The sequence below is a fragment of the Paraburkholderia sp. 32 genome (genome assembly GCF_050435345.1).
GTDB lineage: Bacteria > Pseudomonadota > Gammaproteobacteria > Burkholderiales > Burkholderiaceae > Paraburkholderia > Paraburkholderia tuberum.
The window spans coordinates 1227275-1245703 of record NZ_JBNDKD010000003.1; the positions used below are offsets into that span (position 1 = coordinate 1227275).

The following is an 18429-nucleotide window of genomic DNA, read 5'->3' on the forward strand; positions in this document are numbered from 1 at the left end:
GCGCACTGTTACTCAGGACTATTCATGGCTCACTCCAGCACCTCCAGCGGTAACGCAGCGGACAGCCGGTTCGCGCCGGGGCGCGCCCGCGACATCGTGTGCCTCGGCCGGCTGGCCGTCGATCTGTATGCGCAGCAGGTCGGCGCACGGCTCGAAGACGTGTCGAGCTTCGCGAAGTATCTCGGCGGCTCGTCGGCGAACATCGCGTTCGGCTGTGCGCGGCTCGGGCTTGCCGCAGCCATGCTGGCGCGCGTCGGCAACGATCACATGGGGCGTTTCCTGACGGAGACGCTCACGAAGGAAGGCTGCGACGTGAGTCACGTGCGCATCGATCACGATCGGCTGACCGCGCTCGTGCTGCTCGGCCTGAAGGACCGTGACACCTTTCCGCTGATCTTCTACCGCGAGAACTGCGCGGACATGGCGGTCGACGAGGCCGACTTCGACGAGGCCTTCATCGCGTCGTCGAAAGCGCTGCTGATCACCGGCACGCATTTCTCGACCGAGCAGGTCAATCGCACGAGCCGTCGCGCGCTCGACTACGCGCGCCGCAACGACGTGCGCACCGTGCTCGACATCGACTACCGCCCGGTGCTGTGGGGACTCACGGGCAAGGCCGACGGCGAGACGCGTTTCGTGGCGAGCGAAGGCGTCAGCGCGCATTTGCAGCGGATTCTGCCGCTGTTCGATCTGGTGATCGGCACCGAGGAAGAGTTTCGCATCGCCGGCGGCAAGGCCGACCTCGCCGACGCGCTCGCGATGGTGCGCGCGGTGACGCCGGCCACGCTCGTGCTGAAACGCGGGCCGCTCGGCTGTCAGATCATCGACGGCGAGGTGCCTGCATCGCTCGACGATGCGCCGATTCATGGCGGCGTCGAAGTCGAAGTGCTGAACGTGCTCGGCGCGGGCGACGCGTTCGCTTCCGGCTTCCTGTCCGGCTGGCTGCGCGATCAGCCGCTCGACGCCTGCGCGCACGCCGCGAATGCGAGCGGCGCGCTGGTCGTGTCCCGGCACGGCTGCGCCCCGGCGATGCCGACACCGGCCGAACTCGACTACTTCCTGCGCGAAGCGCAGGCCGATCCGCAACGCATGCGCCGCCCCGATCGCGACGCGAAGCTCGCAAGACTGCATCGCGTGTCGCCGGCGCGCAAAGCGTGGCACGAGGTGCTCGGCTTCGCTTTCGATCATCGCAACCCGTTCTTCGAACTCGCGCAGCAGACCGGTGCCGACGAAGCGCGCATTGCCCGGTTGAAGGGCCTGTTCGTCGAAGCGGTCGCGCAAACCGAACGTGCATTGAACTTGCAGGGACGCATCGGCGTACTGATCGACGACCGCTATGGTCAGGACGCGCTGAATGCCGCGACCGGTCGCGGCTGGTGGATCGGCCGCCCGGTCGAACTGCCCGGCTCCGTGCCGCTCGTGTTCGATCATGGTCGTTCGATCGGCACCACGTTGATCGCGTGGCCACAGGAACACGTCGTGAAATGCCTCGTGCAGTTTCATCCCGACGAGCCGATCGAGCAGCGGCTCGAACAGGAGGCGCAACTGCGCGCGCTGTATGACGCGACCCAGGCAAGCGGCCACGAACTGCTGCTCGAAGTGATTGCTCCGAAGCATGCGTCGCTGCCGCAGGGACCGGACATCGTGTATCGCGCGTTAAAGCGCATCTACAACCTCGGCATCTACCCCGAGTGGTGGAAGCTCGAACCGATGGACGCCGCGCAATGGCAGGCCATCGACGCGCTGATCGCCGAGCGCGATCCGTATTGCCGTGGCGTCGTGCTGCTCGGTTTATCGGCGGCGGTCGAGCAATTGAGCGAGGGCTTTCGCGCGGCCGCGCAAGCGGCGACGTGCCGCGGCTTCACGGTCGGCCGCACGATCTTTCACGAACCGAGCCATGCGTGGCTCGCCGGTGAAATCGGCGACGACGAACTGATCGCGCGCGTGCGCCTCACGTTCGAAACGCTGATCGCCGCGTGGCGCGGTGCGCGCGGCGAACCGGCGGCGCACGGCACACCTCATCACGCTCATCAGGAGAAGGCCGCATGAACGAGCGCATCATGGATGACGACACCCCATCCGCCAGCGGCGCGACGCAAGCGCACGCGCCTGCGCGCAGCGGCGGCACGATTCGCCTGACGATGGCGCAGGCGCTCGTGCGCTATCTGGCCGCGCAACGCGTCGCCAGCGAAGACGGCACCAACGTCGAACCGCTGTTCGGCGGCGTGTTCGCGATTTTCGGTCACGGCAACGTCGCGGGCATCGGCGAGGCGCTGTATCAGCATCGCGACGCGCTGCCGACCTTGCGCGCGCACAACGAGCAGGCGATGGCGCACAGTGCGATCGCCTACGCGAAGGCGCACTTTCGCCGCCGCATGATGGCCGTGACGACGTCGATCGGCCCAGGTGCCACCAATCTGCTGACCGCGGCCGCGCTCGCGCACGTGAACCGTTTGCCGGTGCTGCTGTTGCCCGGCGACATCTTCGTGTCGCGCGCGCCCGATCCGGTCTTGCAGCAGGTCGAGGATTTCAACGATGGCGGCGTGTCCGCGAATGACGCGTTCAAGCCGCTGTCGCGCTACTTCGACCGCATCGTGCATCCTGCGCAATTGCTGAGCGCGCTGCCGCGCGCGATCCGCGTGCTCACCGATGCCGCGTTGTGCGGCCCCGTCACGCTGGCGCTGCCGCAGGACGTGCAGGCGCAGGCGTGGGACTTCCCGGAGGACTTTTTCACGCCGCGTGTCGTGCGCTTTCATGCACCCGCGCCGCGTAGCGACGAGATCGACGCCGCGTGCGCGCGCTTGCGGCACGCGAAGCGTCCGCTGATCGTCGCGGGCGGCGGCGTGCTGTACAGCCGCGCGGCCGATGCGCTGCACCGCTTCGCGAGCGCGCATGGCGTGCCGGTCGCGGAAACGCAGGCCGGCAAAAGCTCGCTCGCGTGGAACGATCCGCTGAATGCAGGCGCGCTCGGGGTGACCGGCTCAGCGGCTGCCAACGCGCTTGCGCATGACGCCGACTGCGTGCTCGCGCTCGGCACGCGGCTGCAGGACTTCACGACCGGCTCGAACACGCTGTTCACGCAAGCCGACGTGATCGCGATCAACGCGAACGGATTCGACGCGCTCAAGCATCGCGGCTTCGTCGTCGAAGCCGATGTGAAACTCGCGCTCGATGCGCTAACGGGGCCGCTGCATGGCTGGCACGCCGAGCGCAGCTGGACCGCGCGCGCGCACAAGCTCGCGGCGAGCTGGCGCGACACCGTGCAAACGCTCACCCATGCGCCCCAACGCGACGCGGTACTGCCCTACGAGGGCGACGTGATCGGCGCGGTGCAGCGTTCGAGCGCGCACTCGCCGACCGACGACATCGTCGTCTGCGCGGCCGGCACGCTGCCCGCCGATCTGCACAAGCTATGGCGCGCGGGCCGGCCCGGCGCGTATCACGTCGAATACGGCTATTCGTGCATGGGCTACGAGATCGCGGGCGGCCTCGGCGTCAAGCTCGCGCGGCCCGAGCGCGAGGTGATCGTGATTCTCGGCGACGGCAGCTATCTGATGATGAACAGCGAGATCGCGAGCTCGGTGATGCTCGGCGCGAAGCTGATCGTCGTCGTGCTCGACAATCGCGGCTTCGGCTGCATCAATCGACTGCAACAGGCTTGCGGTGGCGCACCGTTCAACAATCTGCTCGACGATTGCGTGCACGCACCGGAAGGCGCGCCGCGCATCGACTTCGCCGCGCACGCGCGCGCGCTCGGCGCGCAAGCCGAGCATGCGCGCAATCTCGCCGAGCTCGAAGCGGCACTGCAACGCGCGCGCGCCGCGCGAGGCACGTACGTGATCAGCATCGACACCGACCCGGCTCGCACCACCGAAGACGGTGGCTGGTGGTGGGAAGTCGCGGTGCCCGAAGTGTCGACGCGCACCGAGGTACGCGACGCCCGCGCGAAGTACGACGCGCAGCTCGCCGCGCGCGCGGCGCCGCCCGCGACGCCTGCGCCGTCACAGGGTGCCGATCGTGACTGAGAACCATGAGGACTCCGGCATGACTGCTTTCGACGTACGCATCGGCATCAACCCGCTGTCGTGGATGAACGACGACCTGCCGTCGCTCGGCGGCGAGACGCCGCTCGAAGTCGCGCTGACCGAGGGTCGCCAGATCGGCTATCAGGGCTTCGAACTCGGCAACAAGTTTCCTCGCGAGCCGCAAGCGCTGAAAACGCTGCTCGCGCAATACGACCTCGCGCTCGTGTCCGGCTGGTACTCGGGACAACTGGCCAGGCGCAGCGTCGCCGAAGAAATCGACGCGGTCGGCCCGCATCTGGAGTTGCTCGCGCAGAACGGCGCGACCGTGATGGTGTATGGCGAAGTCGCCGATTCGATCCAGGGCGCGCCGCGCCCGCTGTATCAACGGCCGCGCTTTTTCAGCGACGCGCAATGGGCCGGCTACGCGGCACGCGTCGATGAATTCGCGCGTTATACGCTGAGTCGCGGCGTGCGGCTCGCCTATCATCATCATATGGGCGCGTACGTCGAAACGCCGGCCGACGTCGATCAGTTGATGGCGCGCACCGGCGACGCGGTCGGCCTGCTGTTCGACGCCGGGCACATCACGTTGGCGGGCGGCGATCCGTTGGCCGTGCTCGACCAACACATCGCGCGCGTTTGCCACGTGCACTGCAAGGACGTGCGCCCCGCCGTGATGAAGCTCGCCCGCAATCGCAACTGGAGTTTTCTGGATGCGGTGATCGCCGGTGCGTTCACGGTGCCCGGCGACGGCGCGGTCGATTTTCCGGCGCTGATCGACCGGTTGAAGCGGCACGGTTATTGCGGCTGGCTCGTCGTCGAGGCGGAGCAGGACCCGGTGGTCGCGCCGCCGTTCGACTATGCGCAGAAGGGATATGGAACTTTGCGGGCGCTCGTCGATGCGCCGCTCGGCAAGGAGGCAGCATGAGCTTATTGGTGAAGGCAGAGCGCGAAGGCCAGACGATCGCGCGCGTGACGCCGCAGTCGGCCTGCTGGCGCTATGTGGGATTCGCCGCGTACCGGCTCGGCGCGAACGAACTCGTCTACGTGTTCGAGCCGGCGCGTGAAGCGTGCATCGTCGTGCTGAGCGGCGCGGTCGATATCGAAACGCCGGGCACGACGTGGAGCTCGCTCGGTTCACGCGACAGCGTGTTCGAAGACGCGGCGCCGTACGCGGTGTATGTGCCGCCGAAGGTGCGCGCGACGGTGCGCGCATGCCGCGACGCGGAGATCGGTGTGGCGAGCGCGCCGGCCAAGGGCGAGTATCCGGCGCGGCTGATCGAGCCGGCGTGGATGAAGCGCTCGACGCGCGGTAAGTCGCTGAATACGCGTTACGTGTGCGACATTCTTCCGCACACCGAGCCGGCGGAATCGCTGCTGGTGGTCGAAGTGAGAACGCCGGGCGGTCACGCGTCGAGCTACCCGCCGCACAAGCACGACACCGACAATATCCCGCTCGAAAGCTCGCTCGAAGAAACCTATTACCACCGGCTCGATCCGCCGCAAGGCTTCGCATTCCAACGCGTGTACACCGACTCACGCGATATCGACGAATCGATGGCCGTCGAGGATCACGACGTCGTGATGGTGCCGCGCGGCTATCACCCGGTCATCGTGCCGTACGGCTACGACTCGTATTATCTGAACGTGATGGCGGGCAGCCAGCGGGTCTGGCATTTCCATAACGATCCGGCGCACGAATGGATCATCAACAAGGATGCTTGACTAATTTGTTCGTAGTCGCGCGTCAGCCAACCCCGAGCCATTCGCGCATCACGTCGTCGCGCGACATAAACGACGCCAGCGCGCCGTCGAACACGATCTCGCCGTGCCCCATCACCGCGACGCGGCACGCGATGTCCCGCGCGATCACGAGCCTCTGCTCGATCAGCAACATCGCGACGCCACGCTCGCGCAGCGCGTGCAGACAGGCGGCGACCTGCTGCATCACGAGACTCGCGAGCCCTTCGCCGGGCTCGTCGATCAACAGCAGATCGGGATCTCCGAGCAGCGCCCGCGCGAGCGCGAGCATCTGTTGCTCGCCGCCCGACAGCGCGCCGGCGCGCGTGCGCTTGCGCCCGGCGAGCACGGGAAAAAGCGCGTACGCGTCGTCGAGCGTGAAGCGCGGCGCGCGGCCGCGCGCACGCGATGCGGCAGCCGGCGCAATGCCGAGCAGCAGGTTTTCATGCACGCTCAGCGCGGCGAACACGTCGCGATGCTCGGCCACATAGCCGAGCCCGAGCCGCGCGATCTCGAACGTGCGCCGACCGGCGAGCGAACGCCCCGCGAAACGCAGTTCGCCCTCGCAGCGCACGAGGCCCATGATCGCGCGCGCGAGCGTCGAGCGGCCCGAGCCGTTGCGGCCGACCAGCGCGACCACTTCGCCGGGCTCGATGCTCAGCGTGACGCCGTGCAACGCCTGGCTCGCGCCATACCACGCATTCAGGTCGCAAATGTCGAGCAGCGCGCTCATCGGCCTGCTCCGTGGTCCGGTTCATCACCCGCCCGCGCGCCTGAGCCGACGTCGAAGCGTTCACCCAGATACGCGGCCCGTACCGCCGCGTCCGCGCGAATCGCGGCCGGCGATCCACTTGCGATGATGCGCCCTTGCACCAGCACCGAAATGCGATCGGCGATCGCGAACACCGCATCCATATCGTGCTCGACCATCAGCAGCGTGCGGCCGGCGGTGGTGTCGCGGATCAGCTCGATCGCGCGTGCCGCTTCCGCGCGGTTCATGCCCGCCGTCGGTTCGTCGAGCAGCAGCGTGTGCGCGCCGCCCGCGACCGCGATGCCGAGGTCGAGCGCGCGCTGCTCCGCGTAGCTGAGCGTGCCGGCCGCGACGTCGCGGCGCGCGCCGAGGCCGACCGCGTCGAGCACGTCGGCCGCGCGCGCATCGACTGCGGCCGTGCCGGTCAGACGCTGCCACCAGCGCGTGCGATCGCGCTCGGCAAGCTGCGCCGCGCAGCGCAGGTTGTCGAACACTGATAGCCGCGCGAACACGCTGGTGCTCTGAAAGCTGCGCGCGAGGCCACGGCGCGCGATCGCGGCCGGCGCGAGCCGCGTGATGTCCGCGCCGAACAGGTGGATACGCCCCGCGCTCGGCCGCGCGCCGCCCCCGATCAGGTTGAACAGCGTGGACTTGCCCGCGCCGTTCGGGCCGATCAGCGCGTGCCGCTCGCCTGGCTCGATCGCGAGATCGATGCCGCGCAGAATTTGCGTCGAGCCGAAACGCTTTTCGATGCCGTGGAGCGCGAGTGCGGGGATCATCGTGCGGCTCCGGGGAATCGTGCCGCGCGTGCGTGGGCCGTGACGCGCGCATGCGCGCGCAGCGCATGGCGCGTGGTCAGCGCAGCCAGAGCGGCGAGCGCAACGAGCGCCAGCGCAAGAGGAAGCGGCGACAGCGGCAGCGCGACGGTGACTTCGGTACCCGCGCCAGCGCCCGCACCTGCACCGGCGCCGAACCATGCGCCGAACAACCCACCTGAAACCGCACCTTCGTCCGCGCCGAACTGCGCCGCATAAGCCCACTGCACCGCGAACACGATGGCCGCGAGCCACAGCAACCCCGCCGCCGCGCTCCACCAATACGCGGCGCGGCAACGTCGCCAGCCGTTGGCGGCAATCCGAGCCGTCTGCCGCGAGGCAAAGCCGGCGAGCCCATCCGGCGCGGCCAGCACGACGGCGACGAAAAACAGCCCGAGATAGAACAGCCACGCCCGCGTAACACTGGCGACCACCACGCTGAAAAACGTCAGTACGATCGCCCCCGCGACCGGCCCGAAGAACGCCGCCGTGCCGCCGATCACGGTCGCGATCAGCACCGCGCCCGAGCGCATCATGCCGACGCTCTCAGTCGATACGAGCTCGATATTGATCAGCCCGAGCGTGCCCGCGACGCCCGCGAAAAACGCCGACAGCACGATCACGCCATAGCGAACCCGCCGCGGATAGCAGCCGATCGCCGCCGCGCGCGCCGGGTTGTCGCGCACAGCGTTCGCGAGCCGCATGAACGGTGTGCGCGACAGCGCGAACATCGCGACACTGGCGACGACGCACCAAAGCGCGATCAGCGCATAGGCCTCGCCCGCCGGACCGAAGCTCCAGCCGCCGAAGAGTGGCCCGCTCGCGCGATCGATCGCGACGCCCGCCTCGCCGCCGAACCAGCCCGGCAGCGTCCACGCGGCCGCGACGACGAGCTCGCCGAGACCGAGCGTGATCATCGCGAATGCGGTGCCGGCACGGCGCGTCGCGATGAAGCCGAAAAGCACGCCGCACAGCGCGCCGCCGATGCCGCCGACCAACGGCAGCAGCACCAGCGGCATGCCGCCCGCGTTGAACACCCGCGCGGCGATCAACGCGCCGAGCCCCGCATAAGCGGCGTGCCCGAACGACAGCAGCCCGGTCCCACCGAGCAGCAGGTTGTACGACAGCGCGAACACGATCATCGTCGCGCTTTGCGCGAGATAGCCGAGCAGCCAGCTGTGCGGCCAGATGAAAGGCGGTACGGCCAGAAAGGCGACGAGCGCGAGCCACGGCGCGAGCGCACGGCCGCCCCCGCGAGGCGGCACCTCGCTTTCCAGCGCGTTTGACGACCCGCTCCGCTTACGCATGATCGTCACGCCGTCCGAACAGCCCGCGCGGCCTCGTCGCCAGCACCGCGACGAGCAGCAGGTAAGGCAGCAGCGGCGCCAGTTGCGCGAGCGTCAGCGCGTCCCATTCGGGCGGCAGCACCGCGCCGGCGAGCGACACCACGTCGCCCAACGACAGATCGCTCGCGACCGCCAGCGTTTGCAGGCACCCCACCAGCAGCGACGCGACGAGCGCCCCGCTCAGCGACCCGAGCCCGCCGATCACGACCACGACGAACACGATCGAGCCGAGCGACTCCGCCATCGCCGGCTCGATGACGAACAGCGGCGCGCCGATCACGCCGGCCAGTGCGGCGAGCGCGGTGCCGGCCGCGAACACGCCGGTGAACACGCGCGGCACGTCGTGCCCGAGCGCTTCGACGGCCTGCGCATGCGTGAGCGCGGCGCGCACGATCAAGCCCGTCTTCGACACGCGCAGCATCGCGACGAGTGCCGCGAGCATCGCGAGCGACACCGCCATCATGAACGCGCGGTAGCGCGTGAAGACCGCGCCGTACAGCGAGAACAGCGGACCGTCGAGCACCGCCGGAATCCTCGCCGACAGCGAACCGAGCCCCCAGCCGAGCTTGACGAATTCGCCGAGCAGATAGGCCGCGCCGAACGTCAGCAGCAGTTCGGGCAGATGCCCGTGCCCGTGCCCGCGCACGCGCCGCAGCAGCCAGCGTTCGAGCGCCGCGCCGAGCAGCCCGACGAGGAGCGGCGCAACCACCAGCGCGCTCCAGAAGCCGGCGCGCGCCGCCACCGAAAAGCCGACGTACGCGCCGAGCATATAGAAGCTCGCGTGCGCGAAGTTGAGCACGCCGAGCATGCTGAAGATCAGCGTCAGCCCGGCCGACAGCATGAACAGCAACAGCCCGTAGCTCAGGCCGTTGAGCAGAGTGATGATGAACGACTGCACGCGTCTAGTCCGCCGGCCCGACGACGCACAACGGTTCGAGCGCCGCGCGCAGCTCGGCGGGCAGGTTCACGGGACGACGCGTCGCGCGATCCACGTAGACGTGCACGAAGTGCCCTTGCGCGGCGGGCTCGGCGTCGCCGTCACGAAATAGCCCCACCTCGTAGCGCACGCTCGACGTGCCGAGCCGCGCCACGCGCAAGCCCGCGTCGATGCGATCGGGAAACACGAGCGGCGCGAAGTAGTTGCACTGCGTCTCGACGACCAGCCCGATCGTCGTGCCGTGTTCGAAATCGAGTACGCGCGCGCGGATCAGATACTCGTTCACGACGGTGTCGAAATAGCTGTAGTAGACGACGTTGTTCACGTGGCCGTAGACGTCGTTGTCCATCCAGCGCGTGGTGATCGGCAGGAAATGCGGATACGCGGCGCGGCCGGCGGGGGCGGGTTTGTTCATCGGACGTGGCGGTGGGTGGAGGCGAGGATCACAGCGACTCGGTCAGCATGCGGCGATAGTCGTCGGCGCTCGCCTCGCGCGGATTCGTGCGATGACAATGGTCGACCAGCGCGCCCTGCACGACCTTGTCGAACATGCTTTCGTCGACGCCCATTTGCCTGAGGCCGGTCGGCAGTCCAAGCCGCGCCGTCATGTCGAACAGCGCCTGCGCGAGATCCGCATGCTCGGGCACCCCCATCACGCGACGCATGCGCGCATAGCGACGCTCGGCCACCACGCTCGGCGCGCGCTCGTTGAAGCGCAGCACCGCGGGCAGCACGACCGCGTTCAGCGTGCCGTGATGCAGCGACGTGCGGCCGTTCACCTTCAGGCCGCCCAGCGGATGCGACAGCGAGTGCACACAGCCGAGGCCCTTCTGGAACGCCATCCCGCCCTGCATCGACGCGCTCATCATGTTCAGGCGCGCCTCGCGATCGCGGCCGTCCGCGCACGCGCGCTCGATGCTGTGCCACGCGCGTTCGAGGCCGTCGAGCGCGATACCGTCGGCGGGCGGATTGAAGGCCGGCGCGAGGAAGGTCTCGATGCAATGCGCGATCGCGTCCATGCCGGTCGCGGCGGTCAGCCCCGGCGGCAGGCCGAGCGTGAGACCGGGATCGCACAGCGCCGATTTCGGCAGCAGATTCCACGAGTGAAAGCCGAGCTTGCGGCCGTCGTTCAGGATCACGATCGCGCCGCGCGCGACTTCGCTGCCAGTGCCGGCCGTGGTCGGAATCGCGATCAGCGGCGCGACGGCGTCCGTGATCTTCGCGCTGCCGCCTTCGATCGTCGCGTACTGCGTGAGCGGCCCCGGATGCGTGGCCGCGATCGCGACGCCCTTCGCGAGATCGATCGACGAACCGCCGCCCACCGCGATCAGCCCGTCGCAGCGCTCGTCGCGATACACCTGGGCGGCCGCGAGCACCATTTCCTCGGTCGGGTTCGACGGCGTGTCGTCGAACAGCGGCACGTCGCCGAGCTTCAGCGCGTCGAGTGCCTGCCGCGTGATGCCGGCCGCGACGACGCCCTTGTCGCTGATCACCAGAGGCCGCTCGATGCCGATGCGCGTGCACTCGGACGACAGTTGCGACAGTGCGTCGTAGCCCAGATGAATATGGGTCAGGTAGTAGATGTAGGCCATGCCGTTTTCTCCCTGAGCGTGCGCTCATTGACCGCCGATTGACGTGGATGATCGGTTCGGTGATGCGTCGATGGATGTGCCGAGTCGTGTGGTGTCGCGTGCGTTGTGGGCTGTCTCCATGTTGGCTGTGATTTCTGCGTCGGCTGTGTGCTGGCTAATGTTGCGGCTCGATGGGCCGAACGCCTCACTGCCCCGGCCGCTCGACGAATTCAAACGGCAACCCGCGTCGCCGCATCCATTCGCCGAGCGCCTGGCCGGTGCCCGCGCGCCACGGCCGCAGCTTCGCGGGCTCGACGAGCCGGTATTCGAGCAGTTCGGGCGACAGCGCGATCGTCCCATGCGCCTTCACGTGATACGCGATGATCAGCTCGTTCTTGCGGATGAATTCGTACACGCCGATCAGCTCGACCGACCCGGCGTGCAGCGACGTCTCCTCCATCACTTCGCGCGCGATGCCCTGCTCCGGCGTCTCGCCGTTTTCGAGGAAGCCGGTGATCAGCGCGAACATGCCCTCGGGCCACGCGGCATTGCGCGCAAGCAGGATCTTGCCCTCGTACTCGACGATCGCCGCGACGACCGGCAGCGGGTTATTCCAATGGACGTAGCCGCACTCGGTATCGGGACAGCTCTGACGGACGCGGCCGCCCTCGTGGTCGGGGTCGGCGCGTTCGGTCAAGGGTTTCGCGCAGCGGGGACAGAATCGGTACTCGGTCATGGCGGGGGACGTCTCTTTGTTTCGTGTTTTCTGGCGGGGCGTAGTTGGGTGGCTTTGCGCGTGTGCCGAGTGGTGCATCGAGGCGCCGGTGGTAACTCGGGTTCCAGCAACCTCACGCGTCTTCCATCACGCGACGCACAGCTCACGCACGTCGGCGGCGAAACGCTCGACCGTGTCGGGCTGCGTGTCCCACGCGCACATCAGCCGGCAACCGCCCGCGCCGATGAACTCGTAGAACTTCCAGCCGCGCGCGCGCATCGCCTTCGCGGCATGCGGCGGCAACTGCGCGAACACCGCGTTCGATTCGCTCGCAAACATGATGCTCACGCCGGGGATTTCCTGCAACCGCGTCTCCAGCAGACGCGCCATCGCGTTCGCGTGACGCGCATTGCGCAACCACACGTCGTTGTCGAGCAGGCCGAGCCACGGCGCGGAGATGAAGCGCATCTTCGATGCGAGCTGCCCCGCCTGCTTCAGCCGATAGGCGAAATCGTCGGCGAGCGCGCGGTCGAAGAACACCACCGCCTCGCCGACCGGCAAGCCGTTCTTGGTGCCGCCGAAACACAGCACGTCGACGCCCGCGCGCCATGTGATTTCCGACGGATGCACGTCGAGCGCGGCGACCGCGTTCGCGAAGCGCGCGCCGTCCATGTGCACCTTCAGATGACGACGCTTCGCGATCGCCGCGATGGCGCGCACTTCCTCGACGCTGTAGACGGTGCCGACCTCGGTCGACTGCGTCAGCGTGACGACCTTGGGCTTCGGATAGTGGATATCGGCGCGCCGCGTGACGATGGACTCGATCGCATCGGGCGTGAGCTTGCCGGCGATGCCCGGCGCCGTCAGCAGTTTCGAGCCGCCCGAAAAGAACTCGGGACCGCCGCACTCGTCGGTCTCGATGTGCGCGAGTTCGTGGCAAATCACCGAGTGGTACGACTGGCACAGCGACGCGAGCGCGAGCGAATTGGCCGCCGTGCCGTTGAACACGAAGAACACTTCGCAATCGGTCTGAAACAGGTCGCGCAGACGGTCGCAGACCTGGTTGGTCCAGGAGTCGTCGCCGTAGGACGGCTCGTGGCCGCTGTTGTTGGCTGCGATCAGCGCGTCGAGCGCTTCGGGACAGATGCCGGCGTAGTTGTCGGACGCGAAATGTTGCATGGTCGAGCGACGCGCCCGGCGACAGGCGCGAGGGAATGACGGAAAGCGGTCATTTTAGTGCGCTCGTGCGAGATTTGTTTTCGCGTCTTAGCTGCAACCGCAATCCGGCATGCGGCCACGGCGCGGGCCACGCGGCACGCGCGTCACTGCGATCAGGCCCGCCGCCCCCGCCAGCAGCGCGCCCGCGGCAAGCCACAGCGCCAGCGAAAACGACCCCGTGTGCGCGGCAATCGGCGCGGCCACCAACGGACCCGCGATCTGACCGATGCCATAGGCCGCCGTCGCATAACCCATCAGCCCGGCCGCGTCGTCGCCGCGCAGACGCCGCGCCTCGCGCATCGCGAATAGCGTGATCGCGGTGAACGGCAGGCCGATCAGGATGCTGCCGAGCGAGAACCCGCCCGCCGTCGGCCACACGATGCCCAGCGCGATGCCGAGCGCCTGCAGCACATACGAGCCCGCGAGCAGCGCGCGGTTGTCCCAATGCACGGGCAAACGCGCGGCGAGCAACGCGCCGACGATCAGCGCCGCACCGAACATCGGCCAGAACAGGTCCGGCCACGCCGAGCCCGGCAACGCGTGGCGCGCGATGACCGGCAAAAAGGTCGCGGTGATGATGTAGCCGAAGCCCGGGATACCGTAGAGCAGGACCAGCCAGAACGCGTCGGCGCGGTGGACGGCATGGCTCGTCTGAATGCCGGCCGTACGAGGCGGCTGGTTTGCGCCGGCGCGCGATCCGGTGGCGGGCTTTGCGGTTGCGGAGCTTGCAGCGGCAGGCTTCGCTGTTCCCGCACGCCGCGCTTCGCCAAACACCGGCCACACCAGCACCGACAGCACCGCGCCGATCACCGCAAAGCCGATCCATCCGACCACCGCGCCATAGCCGCCCGCGACGCTGACCAGCAAGCCGGTGCCGACGATGCCCAAGCCCGGCCCCGTATAGATGACGCCGCTCCACGCCTGCGCGCCGAGTTCGGCGAGCCGCCGCAAGCCCCACTGCGACGCGAACACGAAGGTCCATGCGCTGACCGCGCCGGCGACGAAGCGCACCAGCGCCCACACCCAGAACTGGCCGGTGACGCCCATCGCGAGCGTCAGCAGTACGGTCGCGGCGAGTCCGACGCGCACCATCCGCGCGGGCTCGATCCGCAGCGCCGCGCACGTCATCGCGCCGGCGAAATAGCCGGCGTAATTGAACGACGCGAGCCAGCCGCCATGCTGGATATCGATCTGCGGCTGGCCGAGCGCGGCGCCGTGCAGCATCAGCGGCAGCAGCGGCGTGAATGCGAAGCGCCCGATACCGAGCGCGACGGCCAACGTGACCATGCAGGCGAGCGCCGCGCGCCGGGCGGCGTGCGGCTCGTGGAAGCGCGGGTACGCGTGGGAAGCGAGATCGTTCATGATCGGACGGTCAATCGGCGATGGTATGAATCCATATTAGCTTGACCTTTGAATCACGAAAAATGAATAATTACGATGTTATTCATCGCCGGGAGAGAATCATGGATCTGGCCGCTTTGACCATCTTTCGCGCGGTCGTGCGCGAAAACGGCGTGACGCGCGCCGCGGCGAAGCTCAATCGCGTGCAATCGAACGTGACCACGCGCATCAAGCAGCTCGAGGAGCAGCTCGGCACCGAGCTGTTCATCCGCGACGGCCGCCGCCTCGTGCTGACGCCGGCCGGCGAGACGCTGCTGCCCTACGCGGAACGGCTGCTCGCGCTCGCCGACGAGGCGCGGCACGCGGTGCGCGAGGATCGTCCGAGCGGGCGTCTGCGTCTCGGCACGATGGAAAGCGTCGCGGCGACGCGTCTGCCGGGCCTGCTCGCGCAATATCACCAGCAATGGCCGGCCGTCGAACTGGAATTGGAGACCGGCACGACCGGCAGGCTGATCGAGCGGGTGCGCGAGTTCGAGGTCGATGCGGCGCTGGTCGCGACGCCGCTCGATCCGGCCACGCTCGGCGATCTGTTCGAGACCGTGCCGATCTTCCGCGAGGAACTCGTGATGCTGACGCCGCGCGGTCATCGGCCGATCCGCGAAGTGCGCGACATCGCGCTATCGACGCTGATCGCGTTCGAGCGGGGCTGCGCTTATCGCGCGTATATCGAGAAGTGGTATCTGGAGCACGGCACGCGGCCGCAACGGGTGCTGGAGCTCGGCTCGTATCACGCGATCGTCGCGTGCGTGGCGGCCGGCGCGGGCGTCGCGGTCGCACCGCGCTCGGTGCTCGATCTGCAGACCGACACGAGCAATATCGCGGTGCACGAATTGCCCGATATCGGCAAGATCGACACGCTGCTGGTGTGGCGACGCGGCCATTTTTCGTCGGCGCTCAATGCGCTGCGACGCACGCTGGTGGCGTCGCAGGAAGGGACGGCCGAGGTGGATGCGGTGGCGTCCGCGGATGCGAATGTGGTCTGACCGTTGAATCCGCCCCGCCGACCAGGTTCGACGCAACCCGGTCGGCTTCAGCAAAAGCGAAGGGGCCACGCAACGCACCAATCCTGCTGGCGCACCGCGTGGCCCCTTCGTCGAACCCGGCTCGACTTCGCGTCGAGCCGGACTCAACCGACCATCAGAATCAAAGCTGCCCTTCGACCCAGCCCTTGACGCCCGCGAGCGCCGCCGGCAGGTTGGCCGGCTCGGTACCGCCGGCCTGCGCCATGTCCGGACGGCCGCCGCCCTTGCCGCCCACCTGCTGGGCCACGAAGTTGACCAGTTCGCCCGCCTTGACCTTCTTGCTGGCGTCCGCGGTCACACCCGCGATCAGGCTGACCTTGCCGCCTTCCACCGACGCGAGCACGATCGCCGCGCTCTTCAGCTTGTCCTTGAGCTTGTCGACCGTTTCGCGCAGCGTCTTCACGTCCGCGCCTTCGAGCGTCGCCGCTAGCACATGCACGCCGCCGACTTCGATCGCCTGCCCCGCGAGTTCGTCGCCCTGGCTCGACGCCATCTTCGACTTCAGCGCGCCCAGTTCCTTCTCGAGCGCCTTCACCTGGTCTTGCACCTGGCCGATGCGCTGCGTGAGTTCCGCCGGTTGTGCCTTCAGCACGGCCGCGGCCGCGTTGACGCGCGCTTCGAGCTCCTGCACGTAGCGCACCGCGTTGTCGCCGGTGATCGCCTCGACGCGACGGATACCGGCCGCGACGCCACCTTCCATCACGATCTTGAAGAAACCGATGTCGCCCGAGCGATTCACGTGCGTACCGCCGCACAGCTCGCGCGAGAAGCCGAGGTCGAGCACGCGCACTTCGTCGCCGTACTTTTCGCCGAACAGCGCCATTGCGCCGCCCTTCACCGCCTCGTCGTACGACATCACACGCACGATGCCGGGCGCGTTCGCCAGCACTTCGGCGTTGACGATTTCCTCGACGCGGCGGATCTGCTCGTCCGTCATCGGCGCGTTGTGGGCGAAGTCGAAGCGGGTCTTGTCGGCGTCGACGAGCGAGCCCTTCTGCTGCACGTGCGAGCCGAGCACTTCGCGCAACGCCTTGTGCATCAGGTGCGTGGCCGAGTGGTTGCGCGCCGTGCGGGCGCGGCGCACCGCGTCGATTTCGGCCTTGACGATGTCGCCGAGCTTCAGCGTGCCCTGCTCGAGCGTGCCGTGGTGGCCGACCACGTCGGCCCGAACCTTCAGCGTATCGACGACCGCAAAGCGCGTGCTGGCGTTCGCGAGCACGCCCTGGTCGCCGACCTGGCCGCCCGACTCCGCGTAGAACGGCGTGTGATCGAGCACGACGACAGCCTGCTGGCCGGCCTGCGCCTGCTGCACCGACGCGCCATCGACGTACAGCGCGACGACCTTTGCGTCGTCGAAGACGATTTCTTCGTAGCCGTGGAAGGTGGTCTTCGCACCCGAGTATTCGAGGCCCTGCGCCATCTTGAACTTGCCCGCCGCGCGAGCCTGCTCGCGCTGACGCGCCATCGCGTCGTCGAACGCGGATTCGTCGACCGTCACTTCGCGCTCGCGGCAGACGTCCGCGGTCAGGTCGAGCGGGAAGCCGTAGGTGTCGTGCAGCTTGAACGCGAGTTCGCCGTCGAGCGTCTTGCCGCTGGTTTTGCCACCTGCGGCGTCGAGATCGGCCAAAGCGGCTTCGAGAATCGACATGCCGTGTTCGATCGTCTCGAAGAAGCGCTCTTCTTCCTGACGCAGCACGTCAGTCACGCGCTGCTCGGCCTGCTTCAGTTCAGGGTAAGCGTCGCCCATCTGCGCGACGAGGTCGGCGACGAGGCGATGGAAGAACGAACCCTTCTTGCCGAGCTTGTAGCCGTGGCGGATCGCGCGGCGCACGATACGGCGCAGCACGTAGCCGCGGCCTTCGTTGCCCGGAATCACGCCGTCGACGATCAGGAACGAGCACGCGCGGATGTGATCGGCGATCACCTTCAGCGAGTTGTTGCCCAGATCGGTCACGCCGGTTTCGCGGCCAGCGGCTTGAATGAGCGCCTGGAACAGGTCGATCTCGTAGTTGCTGTGCACGTGCTGCAGCACCGCGGCGATGCGCTCGAGGCCCATGCCGGTGTCCACGCATTGCTTCGGCAGCGGCGTCATGTTGCCCTGCGCGTCGCGGTTGAACTGCATGAACACGAGGTTCCAGATTTCGATGTAGCGGTCGCCGTCTTCCTCGGGCGATCCCGGCGGCCCGCCCCACACGTCCGGGCCGTGGTCGTAGAAGATTTCCGAGCACGGGCCGCACGGGCCGGTGTCGGCCATCTGCCAGAAGTTGTCCGATGCGTAGCGCGCGCCCTTGTTGTCGCCGATGCGGACGATGCGCTCGACCGGCACGCCCACTTCCTTCGCCCAGATGTCGTGCGCTTCGTCGTCTTCCTGGTAGACGGTGACCCAGAGCTTGTCTTTGGGCAGCTGGTAGACGCCGGTCAGCAGCTCCCACGCGTAGTGGATCGCGTCGCGCTTGAAGTAGTCGCCGAACGAGAAGTTGCCGAGCATCTCGAAGAACGTGTGGTGACGCGCGGTGTAGCCGACGTTCTCGAGGTCGTTGTGCTTGCCGCCGGCGCGCACGCTGCGCTGCGCGGTCGTGGCCCGCGAATACGGACGCGATTCCGCGCCGAGGAACACATCTTTGAACTGCACCATCCCCGAATTGGTGAAGAGCAGTGTCGGGTCGTTGCCGGGCACGAGGCTCGACGAACGGACGATCGTATGGCCCTTCGATTCGAAGAACTTGAGGAATTTCTCGCGGATTTCAGCGGCTTTCATAGCGGGCGGGGGACGGTCCTGACGGTTCCTGACGGAGACTGGCGGTCGGTGGGATGCGCCAACTGTCGGTTTCTTTAAACGACTGATTATACGGGATCGGCAAGCGCGCGCGGCGCTGCGCGCCGCCTGG

Annotated in this window: 15 protein-coding genes; 5 read left to right on the plus strand and 10 right to left on the minus strand. The window is 67.8% G+C overall.

Translation table 11 applies throughout. The features are described 5' to 3' along the window. Window positions 1-24 precede the first annotated feature (24 nt). From OKW26_RS28245 to iolB, 4 genes are read left to right on the plus strand one after another with little or no spacing between them, the layout of a single operon-like run. Window positions 25-2049 carry a bifunctional 5-dehydro-2-deoxygluconokinase/5-dehydro-2-deoxyphosphogluconate aldolase gene (locus tag OKW26_RS28245; protein WP_429355865.1) on the plus strand — a complete coding sequence of 675 codons (2025 nt, stop codon included), beginning with the start codon at window positions 25-27 and terminating at the stop codon, window positions 2047-2049. Further along, window positions 2046-4025, plus strand: coding sequence for a 3D-(3,5/4)-trihydroxycyclohexane-1,2-dione acylhydrolase (decyclizing) (gene iolD, locus OKW26_RS28250; RefSeq protein WP_429355866.1), 1980 nt, complete (start codon window positions 2046-2048; stop codon window positions 4023-4025). The genes OKW26_RS28245 and iolD overlap by 4 nt, the downstream gene beginning before the upstream one ends. A gap of 19 nt (window positions 4026-4044) precedes the next feature. Continuing rightward, a complete protein-coding gene (gene iolE, locus OKW26_RS28255) occupies window positions 4045-4953 on the plus strand; it encodes a myo-inosose-2 dehydratase (RefSeq protein WP_184061474.1) in 909 nt (302 codons plus the stop codon). Then, complete coding sequence (gene iolB, locus OKW26_RS28260) at window positions 4950-5750, plus strand: 5-deoxy-glucuronate isomerase (protein ID WP_429355867.1); 801 nt, start codon at window positions 4950-4952, stop codon at window positions 5748-5750. Before iolE ends, iolB begins: the two co-directional genes overlap by 4 nt. Window positions 5751-5772: 22 nt before the next feature. Here iolB and OKW26_RS28265 read toward each other — a convergent pair whose 3' ends face one another. From OKW26_RS28265 to OKW26_RS28305, 9 genes are all read right to left on the minus strand, one after another. Further along, window positions 5773-6498 carry an ABC transporter ATP-binding protein gene (locus OKW26_RS28265; protein ID WP_090801053.1) on the minus strand — a complete coding sequence of 242 codons (726 nt, stop codon included), beginning with the start codon at window positions 6496-6498 and terminating at the stop codon, window positions 5773-5775. Further along, window positions 6495-7295 (minus strand): ABC transporter ATP-binding protein, encoded by an 801-nt coding sequence (locus tag OKW26_RS28270; RefSeq protein ID WP_429355868.1) that lies wholly within the window; start codon window positions 7293-7295, stop codon window positions 6495-6497. Before OKW26_RS28270 ends, OKW26_RS28265 begins: the two co-directional genes overlap by 4 nt. After that, window positions 7292-8638: a branched-chain amino acid ABC transporter permease gene (locus tag OKW26_RS28275; RefSeq protein ID WP_429355869.1), complete on the minus strand. Its 1347-nt coding sequence runs from the start codon at window positions 8636-8638 to the stop codon at window positions 7292-7294. The genes OKW26_RS28270 and OKW26_RS28275 overlap by 4 nt, the downstream gene beginning before the upstream one ends. Next, window positions 8631-9575 (minus strand): branched-chain amino acid ABC transporter permease, encoded by a 945-nt coding sequence (locus OKW26_RS28280; protein WP_429355870.1) that lies wholly within the window; start codon window positions 9573-9575, stop codon window positions 8631-8633. Before OKW26_RS28280 ends, OKW26_RS28275 begins: the two co-directional genes overlap by 8 nt. 4 nt (window positions 9576-9579) lie before the next feature. Next, entirely contained in the window at window positions 9580-10029 is a 450-nt protein-coding gene (locus OKW26_RS28285) for an acyl-CoA thioesterase (protein ID WP_184028416.1), read from the minus strand. Between the two features lie 28 nt (window positions 10030-10057). Beyond that, complete coding sequence (locus tag OKW26_RS28290; protein WP_429355871.1) at window positions 10058-11206, minus strand: iron-containing alcohol dehydrogenase; 1149 nt, start codon at window positions 11204-11206, stop codon at window positions 10058-10060. Window positions 11207-11390: 184 nt separating this feature from the next. Then, entirely contained in the window at window positions 11391-11921 is a 531-nt protein-coding gene (locus OKW26_RS28295) for an NUDIX domain-containing protein (protein WP_090801064.1), read from the minus strand. A gap of 126 nt (window positions 11922-12047) precedes the next feature. After that, window positions 12048-13079 (minus strand): threonine aldolase family protein, encoded by a 1032-nt coding sequence (locus OKW26_RS28300; RefSeq protein WP_429355872.1) that lies wholly within the window; start codon window positions 13077-13079, stop codon window positions 12048-12050. 87 nt (window positions 13080-13166) lie between these two features. Beyond that, window positions 13167-14480 carry a YbfB/YjiJ family MFS transporter gene (locus tag OKW26_RS28305; protein WP_429355873.1) on the minus strand — a complete coding sequence of 438 codons (1314 nt, stop codon included), beginning with the start codon at window positions 14478-14480 and terminating at the stop codon, window positions 13167-13169. Window positions 14481-14581: 101 nt separating this feature from the next. Here OKW26_RS28305 and OKW26_RS28310 point away from each other — a divergent pair, with 101 nt between their 5' ends. Then, entirely contained in the window at window positions 14582-15502 is a 921-nt protein-coding gene (locus tag OKW26_RS28310; protein WP_429355874.1) for a LysR family transcriptional regulator, read from the plus strand. 160 nt (window positions 15503-15662) lie between these two features. Here the strand turns inward: OKW26_RS28310 and alaS are convergent, their stop codons facing one another. After that, entirely contained in the window at window positions 15663-18299 is a 2637-nt protein-coding gene (alaS, locus tag OKW26_RS28315) for an alanine--tRNA ligase (RefSeq protein ID WP_429355875.1), read from the minus strand. Window positions 18300-18429: the final 130 nt, after the last annotated feature.